Below are 22,256 nucleotides of genomic sequence, written 5' to 3'. Positions count from 1 at the left end.
GAGCATGCCCAAGGCAAACACCGACACCAGGCTGGACGGCGCCGCGAAGCATTTCGGCGCCGCCAATATCGACATCATCAGGCTGGACGGTGCCGAAAAGCATTTCGGCGCCGTCCGGGCGCTTGGCGGCGTCGACTTCCATGTCGGCGCCGGCGAATGCGTCGGCCTCGTCGGCCATAACGGCGCCGGCAAGTCGACGCTGATGCATATGGTGGCAGGCACGCTTGTCCCCGACAGCGGCGCGATCACGGTGCGGGGCAGCGCCGAGCGGGACTATTCGGTGCCGCGGGCGCTTGAGCTCGGCATACGCTGCGTGTTCCAGGAGCTGTCGCTCTGCCCGAACCTCAGCGTCGCCGAGAACACGCGCATCAACCATCCTTCGCTCATCGGTTTCGGCTGGCGCCGCAAGGCCGCCGAGCTGATCGCCGCCAAGCTGGACGAAATCTTCCCCGACCATGGCATCTCCGCTTCCGACATCGCCGGCGACCTGTCGATCGGCCGGCGGCAGATGGTGGAAGTGGCGCGCGCCTTCACGCTGACCGAGGATCCGCTGGCGCTGGTCATCCTCGACGAGCCGACCTCGTCGCTCGACGCGCACACGGCCGGCCAGCTGCTAGCCTTCGTGCGCCGCTTCGTCGCTTCCGGCGGCAGCTGCATCCTGATCTCGCATGTGCTGGGCGAAGTGCTGCAGAACGCCGACCGCATCGTGGTGATGCGCGACGGCAAGGTCGTCGCCGCCGACGCTGCAAGCGCCTTCGACCGCGACCGGCTGGTCGCCACCATGGGCGGCGCCGAGGGGCATCAGAGAACGGCCGCGGAGACAAGGAAGGCCGAAGCCGGGCCGCTGCGGGTCAAGGCGCGTCCGGCGCGGCAGCAGGACGGCAAGGAGCTCGTCGCCCGCGCGGGCGAGATCATCGGGCTCGCCGGGCTCGCCGGCCACGGGCAGACCGATCTGTTGCTGGCGATCTTTGCCGCTGCCCAGCGCGCCAGGACCGGCATCGAGGTGACCGCGCCGGTGGCGCTGGTGGCCGGCGACCGCCAGTCTGACGGTATCTTCCCGCAGTGGTCGATCGCTGAGAATATCGGCATCCGCTCGCTGGCGCTGCTGCGCAGCGGGTTGCTGATCTCGCCGCAGCGCGAGGCCGAGCTTGCCGACTTCTGGAAGAACAAGATCGGCATCCGCACGCCGGACATGAACAACAACATCTACTCGCTGTCCGGGGGCAACCAGCAGAAGGCGCTGTTTGCGCGTGCGCTGGGCTCGGATGCCGGGATCGTGCTGATGGACGATCCGATGCGCGGCGTCGACATCGGCACCAAGCTCGAAGTCTACGACCTGGTGCGCGAGGAGGCTGGCCGCGGCCGCACCTTCCTCTGGTACACAACCGAAACCGAAGAGCTCGACAATTGCGACCACGTCTATGTCTTCAAGAACGGCCGCATCGTCGCCAATCTCGGACGCGACGAGCTGACCGAGGAAAAGATCATCCAGTCCTCGTTCGGCGACGCGGCCTGAGATGACGGCGGCCTCGCTCGAAACCAGATTGAAGGCGTCGCCGGCTGGCGGCGGCGCGGCGGCGCGGGCGCGCATGCTGCGCAGCCTGCTGCCGGCGCTGTCGCTGGCGCTGGTGCTTTTGGCGATCGCCTGGCTCAACCCGCGCGCCATCTCCTATTTCGGCTTCACCCTGATGCTCAACCTGGCGATCCCGATCGCGCTGGCGACGATCGCGCAGATGTTCGTCATCGCCGGCAACGAGCTCGACCTCTCGATCGGCACCTTCGTCGGCTTCGTCGGCTGCGTCACCGCGACCTGGCTGAAGGATGCGCCGCTCGTCGGCATCGCGGTGCTGCTCGGCTCAATCGGCGTCTACGCGCTGCTTGGCGCGCTGATCCACCTGCGCAACTTGCCGTCGATCGTGGTGACGCTCGGCATGAGCTTCGTCTGGCAGGGCCTTGCCATCCTCATCCTGCCGAAGCCAGGCGGCAAGGCGCCCGACTGGCTGCTGTCGCTGATGGCCTTCAAACCGCCGCTCATTCCGTTCCCGATCATCGCCGCGCTGGTGATCGCGACGGTGGTGCATATCGGGCTGATGCGCACCTCCTACGGCGTCATCCTGCGCGGCTCCGGCGGCAATGCGGCGGCGCTTAGGCGCGCCGGCTGGTCGCTGCTTCGGACGAAGATCGTGCTGTTCGCGCTGACCGGCCTGTTCGGCGTGCTCTCCGGCATGGCGCTGATCGGCATCACCACCTCGGCCGACGCCAATATCGGCAATGGCTACACGCTGCTGTCGATCGCGGGCGTCATCCTCGGCGGCGGCGAGTTCGTCGGCGGCCGGGTGTCGCCGATCGGCGCCGTCATCGGCGCGCTGACGCTGGCGCTCGCCGCCTCGCCGCTCTTGACCTTCATGCACATCCCGCCCGACTGGCAGGTGGCTGCCAATGGCGCCATCCTGATCATCGTGCTGGCGGCGCGGGTGCTGATCAGCCGCAAGGAGAGGTGAGGATGGCCTCGCTGCGGACGATGCTCGCCAAACCCTGGATCTGGTCCTTCATCGGCGCTTTCGTCGTGTGGCTGGCGACCATCGCCTTCACTGGCGGCTACGGCGCCGGCGGCATGATCACGGCGGCACTGTCGCTGGCCGTCTTCACCGTCATCGTCGGCGTCGGTCAGATGTTCGTCATCACGCTCGGCCCCGGCAATGTCGATTTGTCGCTGCCGGCCAATATCGGGCTGGCCAGCGCCGTGGCGATGAAGGTGATGGACGGCAATGATGCGATGATCGCCGTCGGGCTGATTGCCGCTCTTGGCTGCGGCGCGGCGATCGGCGCGGCCAACTATCTGCTGATCTGGGCGCTGAGGATCCCGCCGATCATCGCGACGCTGTCGGCGAGCTTCATCATCCAGTCGATCGATATCAGCTACGGGCGCGGCCTCCAGATCAAGCCGCCGCCGGGCTTCGCCGACTTCACCAACTGGCAAATCCTCGGCATACCGGTGCTGGCGCTGCTGACGGTGGTCTTCACCGTCGGCGCGGCAACGGCGCTGCAGCGCATGATCTACGGCCGCTCTGTGCTGGCGATCGGCCAGAACATCCGCGCCGCCTGGCTCGCGGGCGTCAATGTCGGCCGCGTCCGTTTCCTCACCTATACGCTCTGCGGCGCACTGGGCGGCATCGACGGGGCACTGCTCGCCGGCTATTTCCGCGGCGCCAATGTCGATATCGGCAACGAATACCTGCTCGCCTCGATCGCGGTCGTGGTCATCGGCGGCACGTCGGTGGCAGGCGGCAAGGCCAATGTGCCGGGCGTCTGGGGCGCCGGCCTGTTCCTGGTGCTGCTGCTCACCATGCTCAACACCTTCGGCGTCAGCGCCGGCGTGCGGCTGGTGCTGACCGGACTGATCATCGTCGGGGTGATCACGGCGGCGGGCGGCGAGAAGGCGGTTCGCTGAGCGCACCTCGTCGCGCTAGCCCTCACCTGCCTCCAGATGCCTGTTCAGCATCAGTCGCAATTCGTCCAGCACGTCGTCGCGCAGGCGCGTCTCGCCGGCCAGGCTCAGCGGGATGCGCATCAACTGCGGCACGATCACCGCCAGCCGCTCCGCCTGCTCCGCCGGCAAGGGCGGATAGGCCTGAGCAAACAGGGCGGCGATCTGCTCGCGGCGGTGGGCGCGCAACGTGCGCCGCCATTGATCGTCACCCGGCAGGTCGAGCAGCGCCGAATAGGCGGGGTGCGTGGCCATGAACGTACCAAGCAATGCGAACAGCTGGTCGGCGATCGTCGCCGCATGCATCGCCTCGGTCTGCTCGCGCAAGGCGTCGAGCTCGGCCGACAGCTCTTCCGCATGCGCCTCCAGGATGGCCTGCGCCATCGCCTGCTTGGTCGGGAAAAACAAATAGAGCGTGCCGATGGCCGCGCCCGCACTGGCGGCAATCTCGGTCATCGTGGCGGCGTCAAAACCCCTTTCGACGAACAGTTCCGCCGCCGCCGTCATCAGCGCCGCGACGCGGTCGTGCCCTCTTTTCTGTTGCGGCGCGCGCGGTTGCGGCGCCTTTTCCGAGGCCATCGTCATATTTCCAGCTGAGACTATCCTCATATATAACCGAGGCTGCCCTCATGTAACAGCGCTGGCGGCGGTCATGCCAGCGTTGCCTGGCGGTATCGGGCCTGCCAATCTGGCGGGCGGGGCCGGGGCTTGCGAGGCAACGATTGGGCCAGGGGCCGGATCGGGTTCTCATCGGCTGGCTGGCCCTGTAAACCGCAACCCGCGGTGAATAGCGATCTTCGGGAGGGTCCAGCTTTGTCCAGTTTCGTCAGCGTCACCAGGGACAACAGCGTCGCGGTGGTCGCGATCGACAACCCGCCAGTCAACGCGCTGAGCTTCCATGTCCGCCAGCCGCTGTTCGAGGCGCTGACCGCCCTGCGCGACGATGCCTCCGTCACGGCCATCGTCCTCGCCTGCGCCGGGCGGACCTTCGTCGCCGGCGCGGACATCACCGAATTCGGCAAGCCGGTGCAGCAGCCGGAGCTGCGCGCCATCGTGGCGCTGCTCGAGACCATCGCCAAGCCGACGGTCGCCGCCATCCATGGCACGGCGCTGGGCGGCGGGTTGGAACTGGCGCTCGGCTGCCATTTCCGCGTCGCCGACCAAGCCGCCAGGCTCGGCCTGCCCGAGGTAAAGCTCGGCCTGCTGCCGGGCGGCGGCGGCACGGTGCGCCTGCCACGCCTGGTCGGCGCGGCGAAGGCGCTCGGCATGATCGTTTCGGGAACGCCGATTTCGGCCGGCGAGGCCAAAGCGGCGGGTCTCGTCGACGCGGTCTTCGAGGAAGAACTCCTGGCGGCGAGCATTCGTTTCGCCAACGAAATGGTTGCGGACGGCGGGCCATTCCCACCAGTTCGCGACCGCAATGAGCGCCTTGCCGAAACCGATCTTTCGGCTTTCGACGCCAAGGCGGCCGAGCTGGCCAGGAAGGCGCGCGGCCTGGAGGCTCCGCTTGCCTGCGCGCAGGCAGTGCGCAACGCGATCACGCTGCCCTTCGACGAAGCGCTGGCCGCCGAGCGCCAGCTGTTCCTGAAGCTCGTTGCCGGCGACCAGTCGCGCGCGCAGCGGCATCTGTTTTTCGCCGAACGCGAAGCGGCAAAGATACAAGGCAAGGACGGCACGCGGCGCAAGATCGCCCGCGTCGGCATCATCGGCGCCGGCACGATGGGGGGCGGCATCGCGATGGCCTTTGCCAATGGCGGCTTTCCGGTGACCTTGCTCGAAACCGGCGAGGAGGCGCTGGAGCGCGGGATGGCGATGATCGAGAAGAACTACGCCGTCTCGGTCGGGCGTGGCTCGCTGACGGAAGAGGCCAGGCAACAACGGCTTGGCCTGTTCAAGGGCAGCACCGACTATGCCGACCTTGCCGATTGCGACCTGGTCATAGAGGCCGTGTTCGAGGACATGGCGGTCAAGAAGGTGGTGTTCGGCAAACTCGACGCGGTGGCCAGGCCGGGCGCGATCCTTGCTACCAACACCTCCTATCTCGATGTCGACGAGATCGCCGCCTCGACGTCGCGGCCGCAAGATGTGCTCGGCATGCATTTCTTCTCGCCGGCCAATGTCATGAAGCTCCTGGAAATCGTGCGCGCCGATAGGACCGCGCCCGACGCGCTGGCGACGGTTGCGGAGCTGGCGCGGCGCATCGGCAAGGTGCCGGTCGTCGTCGGCGTCTGCCACGGCTTCGTCGGCAATCGCATGCTGTCCGCGCGCGGCACGGAGAACGAAGCGCTGTTGCTGGAAGGGGCGACGCCCGGCCAGGTCGACAAGGCGTTCACCGATTTCGGTTGGCCGATGGGGCCGTTCCAGATGGGCGACCTCGCCGGCCTCGACATCGGCTGGCGCAATCGCAAGGCGCGCGGCCAGATAGCTGTCATCGCCGACACGCTCTGCGAGCAGGGCCGTTTCGGCCAGAAGACCGGCAGGGGCTGGTATCGCTATGAAAGCGGCTCGCGCGAGCAGCTTGCCGATCCGGAGGTCGAGGCGCTGGTTCGGGCCAAGGCGGCCGCGCTTGGCATCGAGCCCCGCGCGATCGGCCCGGAAGAAATCCTCGAGCGCACGCTTTATCCCCTCGTCAACGAGGGCGCGAAGATCCTGGAGGAAGGCATTGCCGCCCGCGCGTCGGACATCGATGTCGTCTGGGTCAACGGCTACGGCTTTCCCATCGGCAAGGGTGGGCCGATGTTCTGGGCCGGCCTCGAAGGGGCTGCGAAGATCGTCGAGCGGCTGGAGCATTGGCACCGGCTAACCGGTCGGGTGATCTTCGAGCCGGCGCCGATGCTGAGAAGGTTCGCGGAGACGGGGGCTTGGGAGGGTGCTGGAGGATAGTAGCCGTCTAGAACGAACGCCGCGTTCCTTCGCGCCCCCCTCTGTCCTGCCGGACATCTCCCCCACAAGGGGGGAGATTAGTGGTTTTGGCGCCTCCCTCTTCTAGCCACGCTGGTAATTGGCGAAAGCCGGCGTGACATCCGATCTCCCCCCAAGTGGGGAAGATGGCCGGCAGGCCAGAGGGGGGCGCTGTCCCGTCGACGTTTCCCGGTCGCAACAGCGACCCTTCGTTGCCAAATTTGACCATGTGGACAAAACTCAGGCGTCGTTCCATAGTCCAGCGTCTGACATTCCTGAGAACGGCCGGCTCGACACGGCTGTCAAGCAGAGGGGCACTTCCATGAAAGACGATCATAGCAAGACGCAACGCGCCGGCCTGTCGCGGCGCACCGTGCTGGAATTCGGCGCGCTTGGGCTGGCAGCGGCGGTGCTGCCGAATGCCGCCTTCGCCAAGGACAAGAAGCTGAAGGTGGCGGCGATCTTCGCCACGCCGATCGAGGAGCCGTGGGACAACCAGATCCACGTCGCCCTGCAGAAGGCCGAGAAGGAGCTCGGCATCGAATACAAATGGTCGGAGAAGGTGCAGACCGCCGACTTCAGCCGCGTCATGCGCGAATATGCGCAGGGCGGCTACCAGCTGGTGCTGGGCGATGCCTTCGCCGCCGAGCGCGAGTCGCGCCGCACGGCAAAACAGTTCCCGAAGACGGCATGGCTGTTCGGCTCCGGCGCCGGGCCGGCCGAGCCCAATTTCGGCGTCTTCGACAACTGGATCCATGAGCCGGCCTATCTGTCCGGCCTGATCGCCGGCAAGATGTCGAAGTCGGGCACGGTCGGCGCGGTCGCGGCGATGGGCATTCCGGAAGTGAACCGGCTGGTCAACGCCTTCTTCGCCGGCGCCAAGGAGGTCAACCCGAACGTCAAGAAGAAGGTCGCCTTCATCGGCTCCTTCTTCGATCCGCCGAAGGCCAAGGAAGCCGCCGTGGCGCAGATCGACGCCGGCGTCGACGTCATCTATGCCGAGCGCTTCGGCGTCATCGAGGCGGCGGTGGAGAAGAAGATCCTCGCCATCTCCAACATGTCCGACCAGTCGAGCCTCGGCCCGGATACGGTCATCACCGGCCCGGTGTGGGACATGTATCCGACGGTCGAGCAGGCGATCAAGCTGGTCAAGGCGGGTGTGTTCACCGCGCAGGACTATGGCGACTTCTCGCGCATGGCCAAGGGCGGCTCGTTCCTGGCGCCGTATCACAAGTTCGACAAGACGCTGCCGGCCGAGGTCAAGGAACTGGTCGAGAAGAAGAAGGCGGAGATCCTCGAAGGCAATTTCCGCGTCGACGTCGACGAGAACACGCCGGTTTCGGATTGAGCGCTTCGGCTTGAGGTTGGCGCCAAGCCCCCCTCTCTGCCCTGCCGGGCATCTCCCCCTCAAGGGGGGAGATTGGCGGTTTCGGTCTTACCGCTTTACCTGCGACGTAGAAGATTGGCGAAAGCTGGCGTGACATCTGATCTCCCCCCTTGAGGGGGAGATGGCCGGCAGGCCAGAGAGGGGGGCCTCGCGTTGCCCTTCGCGGTTAGCCGGATCTTCAGTCAGGAGCACCCTTGTCCGCCTCACTCATCGAAATGCGCGGCATCACCAAGAGCTTCGGCGCCGTCAAGGCGAACGAGGCCGTGGATCTCAGCGTCGCACCGGGCGAGATCCTTGGGCTGCTCGGCGAGAACGGCGCCGGCAAGACGACGCTGATGAACGTGCTGTTCGGCGCCTATGCGCCGGACGCCGGTCAGATACTGGTCGAGGGCCGGCCGGTCGGCATCCACAGTTCGGCCGACGCGCTCGCCGCCGGCATCGGCATGGTGCACCAGCATTTTCATCTGGCGCCGCGGCTGACGGTGCTGGAGAACCTCCTGATCGGCATTCCGGGCAAGTCAGGCCGCATCGACCGCGCCGGCGGGCTGGCGCGGCTGAAGGAGATCGGCCGCCAGCACGGCTTGAGCCTCGATCCCGCCCTGCCGGTCTCGGCGCTGTCGGTCGGCGAGCAGCAGCGGCTGGAGATCATAAAGGCGCTGTTTCGCGGCGCCAAGCTTTTGATCCTCGACGAACCAACAGCGGTGCTGGCGCCAAGCGAGGTCGACGGCCTGTTCGCCGCCCTGCGCTCGATGGCGGGCCAGGGACTGGGCATCATCTTCATCTCGCACAAGCTCAACGAGGTGAGGGCGCTGACCCACCGTTGCGTGGTGCTGCGGCACGGCAAGGTCGCCGGCCGCGTCGACGACCCCGCCAACACGACGTCGTCCGAGATGGCGCGATTGATGTGCGGTCATGAGATCGTGCCGCCGACCAAAGTGGCTTCGACACCGGGCGGCTCCGTGCTGCTGCTCGATCGCATCTCGACCTCGGGCCATGCCGGCACGCCGCTGCGCGAGGTGTCGCTCTTCGTCCGCTCCGGCGAGATCCTCGGCATCGCCGGCGTCTCCGGCAATGGCCAGCGGGCGCTGGCCGATGTCATCTCCGGCATGCTGCCACCGAAAACCGGCACGATGACGATAGCCGGCAAAGCAGTTGCGCAATTCTCGCCGCGCTCGGTGCAGGCACTCGGCCTTGGCCGCATCCCCGAGGACCGGATGACGACCGGCCTGGTCACCAACCTGCCGCTTGCCGATTCCATGGTGCTGCCGCGCATCGGCACCGAGGCGTTCAGCCGCAAGGGTCTGCTCAATCCGTCCGCCATCCGTGCTTTCGCCGAAACCCAGATCAAGGCCTATGACATACGCTGTCCCGGACCGATGGTGCGCGCTGGCGCGCTCTCCGGCGGCAATCTGCAGAAGGCACTGCTGGCGCGCGAGCTCGCCTTCGATCCGAAGGTGCTGATCGTCTCGCAGCCGACGCGCGGCCTCGATATCGGCGCCGCCCGCTTCATCCATGAAAAGTTCCTCGCCATGCGCGCCAAAGGCTGCGGCATCGTCGTCATCGGCGAGGATCTGGAAGAGCTGCTGATGCTCTCGGACCGCATCGCGGTCATGTATGAGGGCCGCATCGCCGGCACGCTGGCCGGCGCGGAAGCCACCGTCGCAAGGCTTGGCCTGATGATGACCGGCGCGGAGGGGAGGGCGTAGAGCGTGGGTTTGCCTCTGATTTCGAACGTCGGCGCCGCCCCTCACCTGCCTGCCGGCATCCTCTCCCCGTATAGTGACGGGGAGAGGGGCGCTTTCATCGATGATTTCGCCAATCGCGAGCGTTGCAAGAAGGGTGTGACGGCTGCGGCCAGCCCCCTTCTCCCCGTCACTATACGGGGAGAAGGTGCCGGCAGGCGGATGAGGGGCGGCGCCGACATCTGGCGAGCGGAGGGCCACGCCTGATGTTTCGCCTGGAAGCCCGCACCAGCACTCCGGCCTGGTTCAATCTGGCGCTGCCGCTGCTTGCGATCGGCGCCGCGCTCGTCCTTTGCAGCGGGCTGATAGCGGTGGCCGGCGCCGGCGTGATCGAGGCTTATGGCGTGATGCTGTCGGCCTCGCTCGGCGACAGCTACGCCATCACCGAGACGCTGGTGCGCGCCGCGCCGATGATCTTAACCGGCCTGGCGGTGGCGGTCGCCTTCCGGGCAAAATTCTGGAACATCGGTGCCGAGGGCCAGTTGCTGGCGGGCGCCGTGGCGAGTTGCTTCGTCGGCGCCATCCCGATGCCGGGCACTCTCGCCATGCTCCTGATGGCGCTGGCGGGTGCCGCGGCCGGCGCCGCCGTGGCGCTGGTGCCGGCGACGCTGCGCGTCAAATTCAAGGTCGACGACGTGGTCAGTTCGCTGCTGCTCAACTCGGTCATCTATTACGCGCTGATGGCGCTGATCGAGGGGCCGTGGAAGGATAGCTTCAGCGGCTATCCGATCTCGCCGCCTATCGAGGATTCGGCCAATTTCCCGGTGCTGGTCGAGGGTACGCGCCTGCATCTCGGCGTCGTGGCGGCGCTGATCGCGGCGCCCCTGGTCTGGTTCCTGATCGCGCGCACGACGCTCGGCTTCCGCATCCGTGTCACCGGCGAGAATCCGGAAGCCGCCCGCTACGGCGGCATCAACGTGCAGCGCGTGCTCATCTCGACCGCGCTGCTCTCCGGCGCGCTGGCGGGCCTGGCCGGCGTCGGCGAGGTCGGCGGCGTGCATTTCCAGGTGATGAGCGACATTTCGCCCGGCTACGGCTATTCCGGCATTGTCGTTGCCATGCTGGCCAGGCTTAATCCGCTCGGCGTGGTGCCGGCGGCGCTCTTCCTTGCCGCGGTGATGACCGGGGCCGAGGCGATGTCGCGGGCGACCGGCGTGCCGGCTTTCCTGAGCGACGTCATCCAGGGCACGGCGCTGCTTGCCATGCTGGTGGCGCTGCTGTTCACCGCCTATCGAATTCGGCGGGTAGCGACATGAGCGCGGTGTTCGAGCAGATTTTCCAGGTCGGCTTCCTCGCCGCCATCATCCGCATCGCCACGCCGCTCGCCTTCGCCACGCTCGGCGAAATGTTTTCCGAGCGTGCCGGCGTGCTCAATCTCGGCATCGAAGGCATCATTCTGTTGTCGGCAATGGCCGGCTTCACCGCCACCAGCCTCAGCGGCAGCCTGTGGCTCGGCGTGCTGGTGGCCGTGGCGACCGGCGCGCTGATGGGCGCGGTGCATGCGCTGTTCACGGTGGCGCTGGGCCTCAGCCAGCATGTCTGCGGCATCGGCGTGACGCTGTTCTGCTCAGGGCTCGCGTATTTCCTCTACCGGCTGATCTTCGGCCAGCAGTCGGTGCCACCGAGCATCAAGGGTTTCCAGCCCGAGCCGATCCCGCTGCTTTCGGACATTCCGATCCTCGGCCCGGCGGTGTTCAACCAGTTCACGCTTGTCTATCTGGCGATCATCGCCGTTCCGCTCGCCGCCTTTGTGCTCTACCGCACGCCATGGGGGCTCTCCGTGCGCATGGTCGGCGAGAACCCGCGCGCCGCTGACTCGGCCGGCGTCAGCGTGATTGGCACGCGCTTCCAGGCGGTGATCCTTGGCGGCGCGCTGATGGGCCTTGCCGGCGCATTCCTCACTATGGCGCAGTTCAACGCCTTCACCTTCGGCGTGGTGTCCGGGCGCGGCTGGGTGGCGATCGCGCTGGTCGTGTTCGGCCGCTGGGACCCGTGGCGCTCGGCGGGGGCGGCGCTGCTGTTCGCCTTCGTCGACGCGCTGCAGCTCAGGATGCAGGCGAGCGGGCTCGGCCACATCCCCTACGAAGCCTTCCTGATGCTGCCCTTCATCTTCACCATCGTCGCTATGGCCTTCATGTCGCGCAACGCGGTCGCGCCCTCGGCGCTGCTCAAGCCGTTCCGCAAGGAGGAGCGTTAGAGGACTTGGCGCCCTTTCCTCTCCCTCCGGAGCGGGGGAACCACCTCGCACCCGTCGCCAACCGATGCGCAGGAAACTCCCTGCACCGCGTCGAGGGTCGACCCCCACTCCGTCGAGCTGCGCTCGACACCTCTCCCCCGATCGACGGGGGAGAGGAAGGGCGCCAAGCTTGGGACGCTTCACATCGCCGTAAAGGCGTTGTCGACGAAGAGATGCGCGCCGTTGACGAAGCTGGATTCGTCGCTGGCCAGAAACAGCGCGGCCTTCGCCACTTCTTCCGGCTCGCCGATGCGGCCCTGCTGGGCGGCGAGTGCCGCGTCGGAGACGTCGACGCCAAGTTTCCCTAGGTCGGCCACCTCGCGCAGCCCGTGCGGGGTGCGGATGAAGCCGGGGCAGACGGCGTTGCAGCGAATGTTGCGGTCGCGGAACTCGACCGCGATGGCGCGGGCGAACATGTGGCAGGCGCCCTTGGTGGTGTCGTAGAGCACCTCGTTCGGCGTCGCCGCCACCGCCGAGATCGACGAGGTGCAGACGATCGAACCGCCGCCGGCCGCGATCATGCCGGGCAGCACCGCGCGCGTCATCAGGAACATCGAGCGGACGTTGACGGCATGCAGCCAGTCCCATTCCGTGAGCGTCGTCTCCAGGAACGGCTTTATGACGATGGTGCCGGCGTGATTGAACAGCACGGTGACCGGACCAAGCTTTGCCGCCGCCGCCATCGCCGCCGCTTCGACCTGCGCCTCGTCGGAAACATCGGCAACGAAATGCTCGGCGACATGGCCGCGGGCGCGGATCGCAGCCGCGGTCGCCGCCGCCGCTTCGCCGTTGCGATCGACGATCGCCACCTTTGCGCCTTCCGCCGCGAACAGCTCGGAAGCCGCCCCGCCCATGCCCGTCGCGCCGCCCGAGATGATGGCAACCTTGCCCGCCAGCCTTCCGCCCATTGTTTTCTCCTGTTGATGCTTCACGCGTGAACCGGCAGCGATGCTAACCCGCGCGTGTCGGATGGCCAAGCTCGCTGGCCGCATCCCCGCCACACCGGCTCCAGCACGACCACGGAAACCCCAGGCGTGATCGTCTCCGCAGCCGTTTCCCCTGGATAGGGCAGACGCAGCAAGCCAAACCAATGTCCAGCGCGATATGAGAAATTCGTTCTGCGGATCGCGGGAAAATAGCAATCGACAAAGTCTACTAACTTTATAGATTAAGGGTGAGACGGAGGCCGATATGTCCTATTACCAAAACACCCAGACAGACCGCAGAGGCCAAACCATCGGCCAGAGCTGGCGGCCGGCCTATGGCGGGGCCTTCGCCTATCTCGTTTTCACGCTTGCGTTCGCGTTCACCGGGGCAGTCGTTCTGGGGCTCATTCCCTGAGGCGCGGGAACCACGGGGTGGCGGCCTAACGCTTTCAGGCAACCGGAGTTTAGTGAGCCGCGTCAGCGGCGCGTTTTCCCGCGCCCTGTGGTTTCGATATGCGATTCCAAACGTGATGGAGGAGATGGCAATGCCGATCGAGTTCACGCATGTTCCGGGCAAGTCTGCCAATGGCAGCTTCTTCTATGATTTCGCCGAGACCGCGACGAAACTGTCGCTGATCGAGGATGTCGGCTTCCAGAAGATCGTCGTCGACGATCCGGCCGGCCTGCTCACCAATATGGACATAGCCGCGCAGGCGCTGAAGCGCACCGCGTCGCTGGAGGTGGTGCTGACCCACTGGGCCGGCGTCGTCGAGCCGACGGTGGCGGCCAGGCAGCTTGCGGCGCTCGCTGCCAGGAGCGGTGGCCGCCTGTCGCTGAGGATGCTCAGCGAGCCGCTCAGCGACGAGGATGCCGAGGCGCGGCCGGTCGGGCACACCGTGGTGTGGCAGCGCATCGATGAATATCTGGTGCTTCTGAAGCGCCTGTGGTCGAACGACAGGCCGTTCGACCATGAAGGCGCCTTCTACAGCGTCAAAGGCGGTTATGTGCCGCGCAAGGGCCCGCACGGCGCCGACGTGACGATCCGGCTTGGCGGCCAGTCGGGAACGGCGCTCAGGGTCGCCGGCCGGCACGCGGATGTGTTCGAATTGTCGGCCGGTTCGCCGGACGAGGTCGGCCAGTTGATCGAGCGCGTGCGCGCCGCCGCCGCCGAGCATGGAAGGGTCGGCAAACTGCGCTTCGCGCTGCCCGTGCGCATCCGTTCGCAAAAGGATGAAGGTATCGCCGAGCACAAGGCGGTCGCGGTTTCCGGGTCGCCGGCCGAGATCGCGCTGTCGCTGCTGCCCTATGCGGCGCTCGGCATCCATGAATTCATGGTCGGCGGGATCGACCGTCCGCGCGAGATCGCGACGACGGGCCGCGAAATGGTCACGCTCGTCGCCAATTCACTGGCGCGTCTCGAGAACAGCGTGACGCAGCCCGGCGCATTCGTGCCGCGCCTGCCATCGCAATCCCGCGCCCCGGCCTGACCGGGTCGTCAGCGCGGCCCGCCGGCAAGCCGGGCCAGCGCTTCGATAACGGCGTCCGAATCCGCCAGCGCGCCGAAGACGCCGTCCTCGACCGTCACCATGTGAAGCGCGGCTTCATGCGCCTGCCAGTCGCCGCTGGCGCAGGCGTCCGAGATCGTCAGGCACTGGAAGTTGCGGTCGCACGCCTCACGCAGCGTGGTGTGGACGCATACGTCGGTCGTGCATCCCGTGAACAGGAGATGCGTGATGCCGCGTGCGCGCAGGACCAGCTCCAGGTCGGTGTAGGTGAAGGCGCCGTTGCAGGTCTTGTCGACGACGATGTCCTGCGGCGCGACCTCGATATCGGCGACGATCTGGAAACCGGGGCTGGAGCGTAGCAGGATGTCGGTGCCGTCGAGCCCTGCCCGCTGGCGGCGCCATTTCTCGTAAGGCGTCATGTCGGCCATGTCGGCGCGGTAGCCTTGCCTGGTGTGCACGATGGTCAGGCCGGCGGCGCGCGCAGCCGCGATCAGCCGGTTGACCGCCGGCAGGATCGCCCTGAGCGGCGAAGGGTCATAGCCCTTTCTGGCGAAGTAGCCTGTCGGCGACAGGAAATCCTCCTGCAGGTCGATGACCAGCAGCGCGGTGTGTCCCGGCACCAGCCGGCCGTCATAGGGGAAATCGAACGGGATCGCCTTGATCATCGGCTTGCCTCGCGCTTGCCGCCGCTATCGTGGCCGGAGATGGCACCGCAGTCCATAGGCAGGATCATTGCCCTCCGCAGAGGCGCACGTTGGGCAGCAAGGCGCAATTCGGCCTTGCGTTGGAACGCCATGACATTTTTTGTTGATCCAAAAAGTCATCTTCATAGTTGACTAGTAAACTCATGTTTTATAGTCAACCGTTGATGGCAGCCGGAAACCGGTTGTCGACGATCGCGCAAGCCCGAGTTGCAGGAAGGCCAGAGCGTGGCTGGACATGGTCTTTTCGCGGCGCTGGCCGCAGCGTTCATCCTGTCGGCAGGCGCGGTCGTCGCGCAGGAGCAATCGTCGACGCCAGCTCCGGCCGTGCAGGCGCCGGCGGCGACCCCTGCCACGCAGCAACCGGCTGCGGCGGCGCCCGCGACAACCGCTCCCGCCATGGCTGCTCCCGTTGCACCGCAGCCGGGCGTTCAGCCGGCTCCGACCGCCGCCGGCGGTGAGCCGTCGACGGCGATCGCGCTGACACTGCCGCACGATCTGTCACCCTGGGGCATGTTCGTGGCCGCCGACATCATCGTCAAGGCGGTGATGGTCGGCCTCGCCTTCGCCTCGCTGGTCACCTGGACGATCTGGCTGGCCAAGTCGCTGGAGATCCTCGGCGGCAAGCTGAGGGCGCGCCGCGCCGCGCAGGCGATCGGCAATGCCGCGACGCTAATGCAAGCGGGCCGCGCGCTCGGCCACAACAATGGCCCTGGCGCGCTGCTGGTGCGCGCGGCCGAGGAGGAGGCCGCGCTTTCGGCCGGCGCGCTCGGCCATGTCTCCGGCGACGGCCTGAAGGAGCGCGTCACTTCCAGGCTGTCGCGCATCGAGGCGGCGGCGGCGCGGCGCATGTCGCGCGGCACCGGCTTGCTCGCGACGATCGGCTCGACGGCGCCCTTCGTCGGCCTGTTCGGTACGGTGTGGGGCATCATGAACGCGTTTATCGGCATCTCGCAGGCGCAGACCACCAATCTGGCGGTCGTTGCGCCCGGCATCGCCGAAGCCCTGCTTGCCACCGCTATGGGTTTGGTGGCGGCTATCCCGGCGGTGGTCATCTACAACGTCTTTGCCCGCTCCATAGCCGGCTACCGGCAGATCCTTGCCGATGCCGCCGCCGGCGTCGAGCGGCTGGTCAGCCGCGACCTCGATTTCCGCACCGTGCCGCCGGCAGGCACGATCGCGGCGGGGTGAGCGGACATGGCGGCGCGGATTCGCGAAACGGTGGGCGAGGATCTCGAGGAAAGCCACGAGATCAACGTCACCCCGTTCATCGACGTCATCCTGGTGCTGTTGATCATCTTCATGGTCGCCGCACCGCTGGCGACGGTCGATGTCAATGTCGATCTGCCGGGCTCGACGGCGACGCCGGCGCCGCGGCCCGAGACGCCGCTGTTCCTGACGCTGAAGAGCGATCTTACGCTCGCCATCGGCAATGACAGCGTGCCGCGCGCCATGTTCGCCACCTCGCTCGACGGCCGCACCAAGGGCGACAAGCAGACGCGCATCTTCCTGCGCGCTGACAAGACGGTCGGCTATGGCGAGCTGATGGAAGTGATGAACCTGCTGCGCGCCGCCGGCTATCTCAAGATCGCGCTAGTCGGCCTGGAGACGCTGCCTTCGGCCGATGCGCCGGCGAGCGGAGGCGCAGTCCCATGACTGGCGCAGCGGCTGCTCTGTCCGGCATCGGTCAGCCGCGTTTCGGCGTGCGCGAGACCGGCCTGTGGGCCGCTGCCGCCGCCCTGATCCTGATCGCGCATGTGGCTGTCGCCTATGCGGTGCAGAGTTTCAATCTTGCCGATTCCGCCGATGGCGGGCCGCCGCCGGCGCTGGCGATCGAGATGTCGCCGCTGGCGGTCGCGCCCGCGGTGCAGGAAGAGGCGCTGGTGCCGGATACGGTGATGCCTGACCAGGCCGAGCCGGTCGAGGAAACGGAGACGGTGACGGCGGTGAAACCGGTGACCGAGCCGGCGCCTAAGCCGGTTACCGAAGAGGCGGAACCGACCGCCGAACAGCCGGTCGAGGCCGCGGCGACCGCGCCGGCGGCGCCGACGGTCGCCGCGCTGAGCGAGCAGCAGCCGCTGGACGAAGTGGTCCCGGACGTCGTCGAGACGGTGGCGCCCGAAGTCGTCATCCCGTTGCCGCAGCCGAAGCCGGTGGATGCGCCGGCGGAACCCAAGAAGCCGGTCGAGGCCAAGGCGAAGAAGCCCGTCGACAAGCAGCAACCGAAGAAGGAGAAGCCGGCGCCGGCTAAGACGGCGATGGCGGCAAGCGTCGACGCCAGGCGGGCCGCGCGCACGGCGGCGCCGAAGGCAACGGAGGGAGCGCAACGGTTCGGCGCCGGCCCGGCGCGGTGGAATTCCAGCCTGGCGGCGTGGATCAGGCGGCACACGCGCTATCCGAGCGCGGCCCGGTCGAGGCGGGCAGAAGGCAACCCGAACGTGACTTTCACGGTCGATTCCTCCGGCCGGGTGGTCTCCGCCCGGCTGGCGCGGTCTTCCGGCGACGCCGACCTCGACCGCGCGGCGCTCGGCGCGCTGCAAGGCGCCTCGGTGCCGGCCCCGCCCCCCGAACTCGGCGCCCGCGTCACCCGCACCGCGCCGTTTGTTTTCAGTCTGCGGAACTAAAGCGTGGAGACTTGTCCCCGCGGCGCAGCCCTAAAGGTGCACGATCGCCGGAAGCTTGAGGCGCATCCGCTGGCTTTCGGCGAAGGCCAGGGCAAAGGATCCCGGCTCGAACGAGTAGGTGCGTTCCTCCTCGTCCTCGAGGACCCGGACAAAACATTGCCTGTCCGTCTCGACCAGTTCAATCCGTGTGCCCGAAGGGCCGCCATAGCGGTCCAGATAGGCACGCGCTTCGCGTTGTGAATAAGGCACGGCTTCCTCCCATCCGACGAAAACATGCACTGACGCTAATGAACCTTTGGGCCGCGAGAGACTATGACGTAGCTCACATGGGCTCGGCGTTTCGGGCAGCGATCGGCGCGGCCTGACCGGCCGGCCTCAGCGCCTGCCCGAAAAAATCATCTGCGCGAGCTTCTTCTTTTCATGCATGGCGGGGCCGGCCTGCCAGCCGACGTCCTGCTGCAGGTTCGGCGGCAGGGCGTCCATCATGTACCTGGTCTTGGCGCTGTTGTGCGCACGCATGATCAGGCGGCTGTAGTCGGCCAGGCTTCCGAGCATCGACATCGGCATTGTCCTTCGCGTCGTTGCGACGGCGAAGTGATCGCCGTCGCATGATGCAGGAAGGATGTGCCGGGTCCGTTTCGGGGGGATGGCACGAAAAGGCACGGGCTGTTTCCGGAATCATCGGTTTGGAAACATTGGCATGCAAATGACTTCGATCGCCTTGCTGTCAGGACAATCCCGGCGAAGCGGCAAGAACGGCTCCGGAATCCTTTGTCACATGTCGGCTGCCGGCGGGGCCGACAGGACATCCCGCGTCTGCTGCAGATAGGCGTAGCCGTAGCGGGCATCGGGCTCCAGATAGGCCCCCTCGGCCCATTCGTTCCAGGCGTTGACGAATATCAGGCGGCTGTCGAAATCGGCAAAACGATCGGATGTGTCGACGACCGCGTTGCTCAGCCATACGCGAGAACTTCTATCACTCTGCGCGCCTTCGGATGGTCGACTGTCCGGGCGTCTAGGTCTTTTCCCAAAACCTCGTAAACGTGAAGTCAGATGACTTTTGCGACGAAGGCAAAGGGACAGTGGCCTGATTGTCAGTGCCGAAATCGTAGCTGCCAAACGCGCTATCGAAATCGAGTACGGCTTGGCAGTACGCACCGTTCGCGCGCCGGTACTCGTTGAGGAGCATTCGCCGCGACTTATCCGGCATATCCGTGGACCGACCAAACTCCTCAAGAATCCGATCCATCATGAAGTTGTCGAGAGAATTCACATCCGCTGCTTCTTTGAAAGTCTCGGCGTTCGGAACGCGTGCGCCTGCAATAGCGTGCTGGAAACTCGATATCACAAGCGGGGATAGGTGCCCGTTCTCTCTGATGGATCCGTTGCGCCCCACCAGAGGGGCTACGCAGCTGAGGCTGTGCGCTGCTAGCAATGCTTCGCAACGATCCCTGGTAACCAGAGATAGTCGAATAGCTGTCGCAGCTCCCTTGGGGTGCAACGGTCTAGGTATGGGGTATCGATAGTAGAAGATTCCGTGTCGGGAGCGTGACAGGTAGGCGGGCATGCGCATAGCAATGGCTCACTTGGTTGTCCCACCAGCGAAAACCCATTGCTAAGGCTTTGATTTTAGATCCGCTGGTGGAGCTGAGGGGGATCGAACCCCTGACCTCATCATTGCGAACGATGCGCTCTCCCAGCTGAGCTACAGCCCCGTCCAGCGGATGGCGCATTTATCGGGCGCGACCGTTTCGTGTCAAGGCGAAACGACCCGACATTTGCCGTCCGCTCCGGCATGCGCGCAAGGCGGCTCTTGCCGCTTTGGCCGGCAATGGCTACATGTCGGCAACAATTGGAGACCGGCATGATCGCCCTTATTCAGACCATCGTCATGGCGCTTGACCTCTACTGGTGGATCATCATCGCCTCGGCGATCTTTTCCTGGCTCTATGCCTTCAACGTCGTCAACTCGCGCAACCAGTTCGTCGGCACCATCGGCAACGTGCTCTACAGGCTGACCGAACCGGCGCTCAGGCCGATCCGCCGTTTCATGCCCGATCTCGGCGGCGTCGACATCTCGCCGATCATCCTCTTGCTGATCATTTTCTTCATCCGCCAGTTCCTGCTGACCACGGTGCTGTCGCTGGTCGTCTGAGGCATGAGCATGCCGCCGTTCCGCTCGCGCGACGACGGCATCGACCTGTGCGTCCGGCTGACGCCGAAGGCGGCGCTCGATCGGATCGAGGGCGTCGAGACGACAGCCGACGGCAGAAGCCACCTCAAGGCCCGCGTGCGCGCCCTGCCGGAAAACGGCGCCGCGAATGCCGCGCTGGTAAAACTGGTTGCCAAGGCGCTGGGCGTTCCGGCGTCGGCCGTCGCGGTCGTCGCCGGCGGCACGGCGCGGCTGAAGACGCTGCGGATAGTGGGAGATGCGGCTGAGCTGGCGAAGCGCATCGAGGCATTGAGCGGCGGCCAAGGCAAACCGCATTGATGGCTGCTAATCATATCGTCGGTCGGCGCTGCCCCTCATTGCCCTGCCGGGCATTTCTCCCCGTATAGTGACGGGGAGAAAGATGCCGTCGCCGGCGTTTTCGCCAACCATAAACGTTGCAGAAAATTGCGCTGCGGGCGCGGCCAGCCCTCTTCTCCCCGTTTACGGGGAGAAGGTGCCGGCAGGCGGATGAGGGCGGCGCGACGATTCCAGGATTGGCTCGGTTCTCACCGAATGTCCCCATTCGGCATCCCGTGACCATGGAAAGATGACCCCTCAATCCCCCAGCGGCAGGCGCGGGTCGTCGACCTTCAGCGTGTTCACGCTCTGCTTGATGCGGCGCAGGTTCTCCAGCACCTTCGGGCCGCGTGTCTCGGCGACCGAGGTCACGATCATGTCGATGATGGCGAGCAGCGCATAGCGCGACGAGGTCGGCTTGTAGATGTTGCCGTCCTCGAACGACTGCAGATGGATGACCGTGTCGGCGGCCTTGGCGAGCGCGGAGTCCGGGGCGGTGACGGCGACCGTTGTGGCGCCATATTGCTGGGCGACCTGCACCGCCTCGATGACCGATCGCGCATAGCCCGACACCGAAAAGGCGACAAGCGTGGTCTCGGGCGTGGCGACGGCGGCATACATGCGCTGCAACTGTCCGTCGATCTGCGCCAGCACCGGCAGGCCTAGCCGGAACAGCCGGTTCTGCATTTCGGTCGCCATCATCGAGGAGATGCCGCCGGAGCCGATGCACAAGACGTTGCCCGAGGTTGCAATGCGCGCGGCGACGCCGACCAGCGTCGTCATGTCGAGACTCTCGCTGGCGCGCTGGATGGCCGATATCGCCGCCTCGGTGATGGCGGATGCGATGCGCTGCTCGCGGGCGTCGCGGCTCAGCGGCTCCGGCGACAGGTACTGGCCGCCGATGGCGATCGCCTGCGCCAGGTAGAACTTGAAATCACGCAGGCCTTCGCAGCCGAGGTTGCGGCAGAAGCGGGTGACAGTCGGCTCGCTGACGCCGACACGCGCCGCGATCTCCGAGATCGCCGCCTTGGAGGCGAAGTCGAGGTCGGACAGAACGAGGCCGGCCAGCCGACGGTCCGACTTGGTGCCGTCCTGCGACATCAGTTGCAGCCGCGTGATGATGTCGGCAGGCGTCTTCATGTGCGTGGCTTCGTCTTCATCGGGGTGACTTCATAGCGGCAGGCCCGTCGCCTTGTCGAACAGATGGATGTTGCGCGGCTCGACCGTGACCGGCAGGCGGTCGCCCGGCCGCACCTGCACCCGGTCGCGGAACACCGCGCGCACCGTGTCGCCGCCGACCGAGCCGTAGACATGGGTTTCCGAACCGGTCGGCTCGACGACGTCGACATCGATGGCGATCGCTTCGCCGGCGCCGCCGATGACGAAATGCTCGGGGCGGATGCCAGCCTCCACCGCATCGCCGGCGGGCGCCGCCTTGCCGGCAAGCGCCAGGCGGCCGCCGCCGCTGGTCTCGAACCAGGCATCGGTTGCGGTCGATTTCAATGCTCCGGACACGAAGCTCATCGACGGCGAGCCGATGAAGCCGGCGACGAATTTGTTGGCCGGCCTGTCATAGAGTTCCAGCGGCGGCCCGACCTGCTGGATGCGGCCGTGATCCATCACCACGATGCGGTCGGCCATGGTCATGGCCTCGATCTGGTCGTGGGTGACATAGACGATGGTCGATTTCAGCCGCTGGTGCAGCGCCTTGATCTCGGTGCGCATCTGCACGCGCAATTGCGCGTCGAGGTTGGACAAAGGCTCGTCGAACAGGAACACCGAAGGTTCGCGCACGATGGCGCGGCCCATGGCGACGCGCTGGCGCTGGCCGCCCGACAGTTGCCTCGGATAGCGGTCGAGATAGGAGAAGAGGTTAAGAACGCCGGAGGCCTTCTTCACCTTATCGTCGACTGCAGCGCGCGTCTCGCCACGGATCTTCGGGCCGAAGCCGATATTGTCGGCGGCCTTCAGGTGCGGAAACAGCGCGTAGGATTGGAACACCATGGCGATGTTGCGCTTCTGCGGCGGCAGGTCGTTGGCTCTTAGTCCGCCGATCATGAGATCGCCCGAGCTGATCGTCTCCAGCCCGGCCAGCATGCGCAGCAAGGTCGACTTGCCGCAGCCGGAAGGCCCGACCAGCACGACGAACTCGCCGCTTTCGATCTCGAGGTCGATGTTCTCGAGGATCTGGTGGTGGCCGAACGATTTCGACAGGTTGCGGAACTGGACGTCGGTCAT

General features: G+C 66.3%; 23 protein-coding genes and 1 tRNA gene. 15 read left to right on the top strand and 9 right to left on the bottom strand.

All coding sequences use genetic code 11. The features are described 5' to 3' along the window. Positions 1-4 precede the first annotated feature (4 nt). From EN857_RS17515 to EN857_RS17505, 3 genes are read left to right on the top strand one after another with little or no spacing between them, the layout of a single operon-like run. Positions 5-1,516: a sugar ABC transporter ATP-binding protein gene (locus tag EN857_RS17515; protein ID WP_127393213.1), complete on the top strand. Its 1,512-nt coding sequence runs from the start codon at positions 5-7 to the stop codon at positions 1,514-1,516. 1 nt (position 1,517) lies between these two features. Beyond that, the gene (locus EN857_RS17510; RefSeq protein WP_135858937.1) at positions 1,518-2,501 is read left to right on the top strand and encodes an ABC transporter permease; all 984 of its coding nucleotides are present in this window, start codon (positions 1,518-1,520) and stop codon (positions 2,499-2,501) included. 2 nt (positions 2,502-2,503) lie between these two features. Further along, a complete protein-coding gene (locus EN857_RS17505) occupies positions 2,504-3,451 on the top strand; it encodes an ABC transporter permease (protein ID WP_127309180.1) in 948 nt (315 codons plus the stop codon). 15 nt (positions 3,452-3,466) lie between these two features. Here EN857_RS17505 and EN857_RS17500 read toward each other — a convergent pair whose 3' ends face one another. After that, positions 3,467-4,066, bottom strand: coding sequence for a TetR/AcrR family transcriptional regulator (locus EN857_RS17500; RefSeq protein ID WP_187331383.1), 600 nt, complete (start codon positions 4,064-4,066; stop codon positions 3,467-3,469). Positions 4,067-4,300: 234 nt separating this feature from the next. On the opposite strand from EN857_RS17500, the gene EN857_RS17495 reads away from it, so the two are divergent. From EN857_RS17495 to EN857_RS17460, 5 genes are all read left to right on the top strand, one after another. After that, entirely contained in the window at positions 4,301-6,370 is a 2,070-nt protein-coding gene (locus EN857_RS17495) for a 3-hydroxyacyl-CoA dehydrogenase NAD-binding domain-containing protein (protein ID WP_135858935.1), read from the top strand. 340 nt (positions 6,371-6,710) lie between these two features. Then, positions 6,711-7,736: a BMP family protein gene (locus EN857_RS17485; RefSeq protein WP_127392433.1), complete on the top strand. Its 1,026-nt coding sequence runs from the start codon at positions 6,711-6,713 to the stop codon at positions 7,734-7,736. 233 nt (positions 7,737-7,969) lie between these two features. Beyond that, entirely contained in the window at positions 7,970-9,481 is a 1,512-nt protein-coding gene (locus EN857_RS17475) for an ABC transporter ATP-binding protein (RefSeq protein ID WP_127392434.1), read from the top strand. A gap of 242 nt (positions 9,482-9,723) precedes the next feature. Continuing rightward, positions 9,724-10,773, top strand: a complete 1,050-nt coding sequence (locus EN857_RS17465; protein ID WP_127392435.1) for an ABC transporter permease — start codon at positions 9,724-9,726, stop codon at positions 10,771-10,773. Further along, complete coding sequence (locus tag EN857_RS17460) at positions 10,770-11,714, top strand: ABC transporter permease (protein WP_127392436.1); 945 nt, start codon at positions 10,770-10,772, stop codon at positions 11,712-11,714. Before EN857_RS17465 ends, EN857_RS17460 begins: the two co-directional genes overlap by 4 nt. Before the next feature lie 179 nt (positions 11,715-11,893). Here the strand turns inward: EN857_RS17460 and EN857_RS17455 are convergent, their stop codons facing one another. Beyond that, positions 11,894-12,661, bottom strand: a complete 768-nt coding sequence (locus EN857_RS17455) for an SDR family oxidoreductase (protein ID WP_127392437.1) — start codon at positions 12,659-12,661, stop codon at positions 11,894-11,896. A 283-nt stretch (positions 12,662-12,944) separates the two neighbouring features. Here EN857_RS17455 and EN857_RS17450 point away from each other — a divergent pair, with 283 nt between their 5' ends. Then, positions 12,945-13,094, top strand: coding sequence for a hypothetical protein (locus tag EN857_RS17450; RefSeq protein WP_127392438.1), 150 nt, complete (start codon positions 12,945-12,947; stop codon positions 13,092-13,094). A gap of 130 nt (positions 13,095-13,224) precedes the next feature. Then, on the top strand, positions 13,225-14,166 hold the full coding sequence (locus tag EN857_RS17445; protein WP_135858931.1) for an LLM class flavin-dependent oxidoreductase: 942 nt from the start codon (positions 13,225-13,227) through the stop codon (positions 14,164-14,166). Positions 14,167-14,174: 8 nt separating this feature from the next. On the opposite strand, the gene EN857_RS17440 is transcribed toward EN857_RS17445, so the two are convergent. Continuing rightward, complete coding sequence (locus EN857_RS17440) at positions 14,175-14,849, bottom strand: isochorismatase family cysteine hydrolase (protein ID WP_127391695.1); 675 nt, start codon at positions 14,847-14,849, stop codon at positions 14,175-14,177. A 264-nt stretch (positions 14,850-15,113) separates the two neighbouring features. On the opposite strand from EN857_RS17440, the gene exbB reads away from it, so the two are divergent. The 3 genes from exbB to EN857_RS17425 are packed head-to-tail and all read left to right on the top strand — an operon-like array spanning position 15,114 to position 17,509. Next, positions 15,114-16,076 carry a tonB-system energizer ExbB gene (gene exbB / locus EN857_RS17435; protein WP_127391696.1) on the top strand — a complete coding sequence of 321 codons (963 nt, stop codon included), beginning with the start codon at positions 15,114-15,116 and terminating at the stop codon, positions 16,074-16,076. 6 nt (positions 16,077-16,082) lie between these two features. Beyond that, positions 16,083-16,541 (top strand): TonB system transport protein ExbD, encoded by a 459-nt coding sequence (gene exbD / locus EN857_RS17430; RefSeq protein WP_127391697.1) that lies wholly within the window; start codon positions 16,083-16,085, stop codon positions 16,539-16,541. After that, complete coding sequence (locus EN857_RS17425; RefSeq protein ID WP_135858929.1) at positions 16,538-17,509, top strand: energy transducer TonB; 972 nt, start codon at positions 16,538-16,540, stop codon at positions 17,507-17,509. Before exbD ends, EN857_RS17425 begins: the two co-directional genes overlap by 4 nt. 30 nt (positions 17,510-17,539) lie before the next feature. On the opposite strand, the gene EN857_RS17420 is transcribed toward EN857_RS17425, so the two are convergent. From EN857_RS17420 to EN857_RS17405, 4 genes are all read right to left on the bottom strand, one after another. Next, a complete protein-coding gene (locus EN857_RS17420; RefSeq protein WP_127286976.1) occupies positions 17,540-17,758 on the bottom strand; it encodes a hypothetical protein in 219 nt (72 codons plus the stop codon). Between the two features lie 126 nt (positions 17,759-17,884). Further along, positions 17,885-18,076, bottom strand: a complete 192-nt coding sequence (locus tag EN857_RS17415; RefSeq protein WP_127391699.1) for a hypothetical protein — start codon at positions 18,074-18,076, stop codon at positions 17,885-17,887. Between the two features lie 207 nt (positions 18,077-18,283). After that, positions 18,284-18,667 (bottom strand): glycoside hydrolase family 99-like domain-containing protein, encoded by a 384-nt coding sequence (locus EN857_RS17410; protein WP_245478259.1) that lies wholly within the window; start codon positions 18,665-18,667, stop codon positions 18,284-18,286. A gap of 481 nt (positions 18,668-19,148) precedes the next feature. Beyond that, positions 19,149-19,224: transfer RNA gene (locus tag EN857_RS17405), tRNA-Ala, on the bottom strand. A 149-nt stretch (positions 19,225-19,373) separates the two neighbouring features. Here EN857_RS17405 and EN857_RS17400 point away from each other — a divergent pair. Both EN857_RS17400 and EN857_RS17395 read left to right on the top strand, forming a co-directional pair. Then, the gene (locus EN857_RS17400) at positions 19,374-19,664 is read left to right on the top strand and encodes a YggT family protein (RefSeq protein ID WP_127286979.1); all 291 of its coding nucleotides are present in this window, start codon (positions 19,374-19,376) and stop codon (positions 19,662-19,664) included. A 9-nt stretch (positions 19,665-19,673) separates the two neighbouring features. Next, positions 19,674-20,000 carry a DUF167 family protein gene (locus tag EN857_RS17395; RefSeq protein WP_127392382.1) on the top strand — a complete coding sequence of 109 codons (327 nt, stop codon included), beginning with the start codon at positions 19,674-19,676 and terminating at the stop codon, positions 19,998-20,000. Positions 20,001-20,276: 276 nt separating this feature from the next. Here EN857_RS17395 and EN857_RS17390 read toward each other — a convergent pair whose 3' ends face one another. Both EN857_RS17390 and ugpC read right to left on the bottom strand, forming a co-directional pair. Beyond that, on the bottom strand, positions 20,277-21,158 hold the full coding sequence (locus EN857_RS17390; protein ID WP_127392380.1) for a MurR/RpiR family transcriptional regulator: 882 nt from the start codon (positions 21,156-21,158) through the stop codon (positions 20,277-20,279). A gap of 30 nt (positions 21,159-21,188) precedes the next feature. After that, positions 21,189-22,256 (bottom strand): sn-glycerol-3-phosphate ABC transporter ATP-binding protein UgpC, encoded by a 1,068-nt coding sequence (gene ugpC, locus EN857_RS17385; protein WP_127310238.1) that lies wholly within the window; start codon positions 22,254-22,256, stop codon positions 21,189-21,191.

It is taken from the genome of Mesorhizobium sp. M4B.F.Ca.ET.214.01.1.1 (assembly GCF_004791545.1).
GTDB classification, from domain to species: domain Bacteria; phylum Pseudomonadota; class Alphaproteobacteria; order Rhizobiales; family Rhizobiaceae; genus Mesorhizobium; species Mesorhizobium abyssinicae.
Note: the sequence above shows the minus strand (reverse complement) of the source record. Positions and strands in the feature narration are given on the sequence as shown.

Coding starts and splice junctions, on each gene's coding strand:
- EN857_RS17515 (WP_127393213.1), top strand. CDS start 5: ATGCCCAAGGCAAACACCGACACCAGGCTGGACGGCGCCGCGAAGCAT.
- EN857_RS17510 (WP_135858937.1), top strand. CDS start 1,518: ATGACGGCGGCCTCGCTCGAAACCAGATTGAAGGCGTCGCCGGCTGGC.
- EN857_RS17505 (WP_127309180.1), top strand. CDS start 2,504: ATGGCCTCGCTGCGGACGATGCTCGCCAAACCCTGGATCTGGTCCTTC.
- EN857_RS17500 (WP_187331383.1), bottom strand. CDS start 4,066: ATGGCCTCGGAAAAGGCGCCGCAACCGCGCGCGCCGCAACAGAAAAGA.
- EN857_RS17485 (WP_127392433.1), top strand. CDS start 6,711: ATGAAAGACGATCATAGCAAGACGCAACGCGCCGGCCTGTCGCGGCGC.
- EN857_RS17465 (WP_127392435.1), top strand. CDS start 9,724: ATGTTTCGCCTGGAAGCCCGCACCAGCACTCCGGCCTGGTTCAATCTG.
- EN857_RS17460 (WP_127392436.1), top strand. CDS start 10,770: ATGAGCGCGGTGTTCGAGCAGATTTTCCAGGTCGGCTTCCTCGCCGCC.
- EN857_RS17455 (WP_127392437.1), bottom strand. CDS start 12,661: ATGGGCGGAAGGCTGGCGGGCAAGGTTGCCATCATCTCGGGCGGCGCG.
- EN857_RS17450 (WP_127392438.1), top strand. CDS start 12,945: ATGTCCTATTACCAAAACACCCAGACAGACCGCAGAGGCCAAACCATC.
- EN857_RS17445 (WP_135858931.1), top strand. CDS start 13,225: ATGCCGATCGAGTTCACGCATGTTCCGGGCAAGTCTGCCAATGGCAGC.
- EN857_RS17440 (WP_127391695.1), bottom strand. CDS start 14,849: ATGATCAAGGCGATCCCGTTCGATTTCCCCTATGACGGCCGGCTGGTG.
- exbD (WP_127391697.1), top strand. CDS start 16,083: ATGGCGGCGCGGATTCGCGAAACGGTGGGCGAGGATCTCGAGGAAAGC.
- EN857_RS17425 (WP_135858929.1), top strand. CDS start 16,538: ATGACTGGCGCAGCGGCTGCTCTGTCCGGCATCGGTCAGCCGCGTTTC.
- EN857_RS17415 (WP_127391699.1), bottom strand. CDS start 18,076: ATGCCGATGTCGATGCTCGGAAGCCTGGCCGACTACAGCCGCCTGATC.
- EN857_RS17400 (WP_127286979.1), top strand. CDS start 19,374: ATGATCGCCCTTATTCAGACCATCGTCATGGCGCTTGACCTCTACTGG.
- EN857_RS17395 (WP_127392382.1), top strand. CDS start 19,674: ATGCCGCCGTTCCGCTCGCGCGACGACGGCATCGACCTGTGCGTCCGG.
- EN857_RS17390 (WP_127392380.1), bottom strand. CDS start 21,158: ATGAAGACGCCTGCCGACATCATCACGCGGCTGCAACTGATGTCGCAG.
- ugpC (WP_127310238.1), bottom strand. CDS start 22,256: ATGACCGACGTCCAGTTCCGCAACCTGTCGAAATCGTTCGGCCACCAC.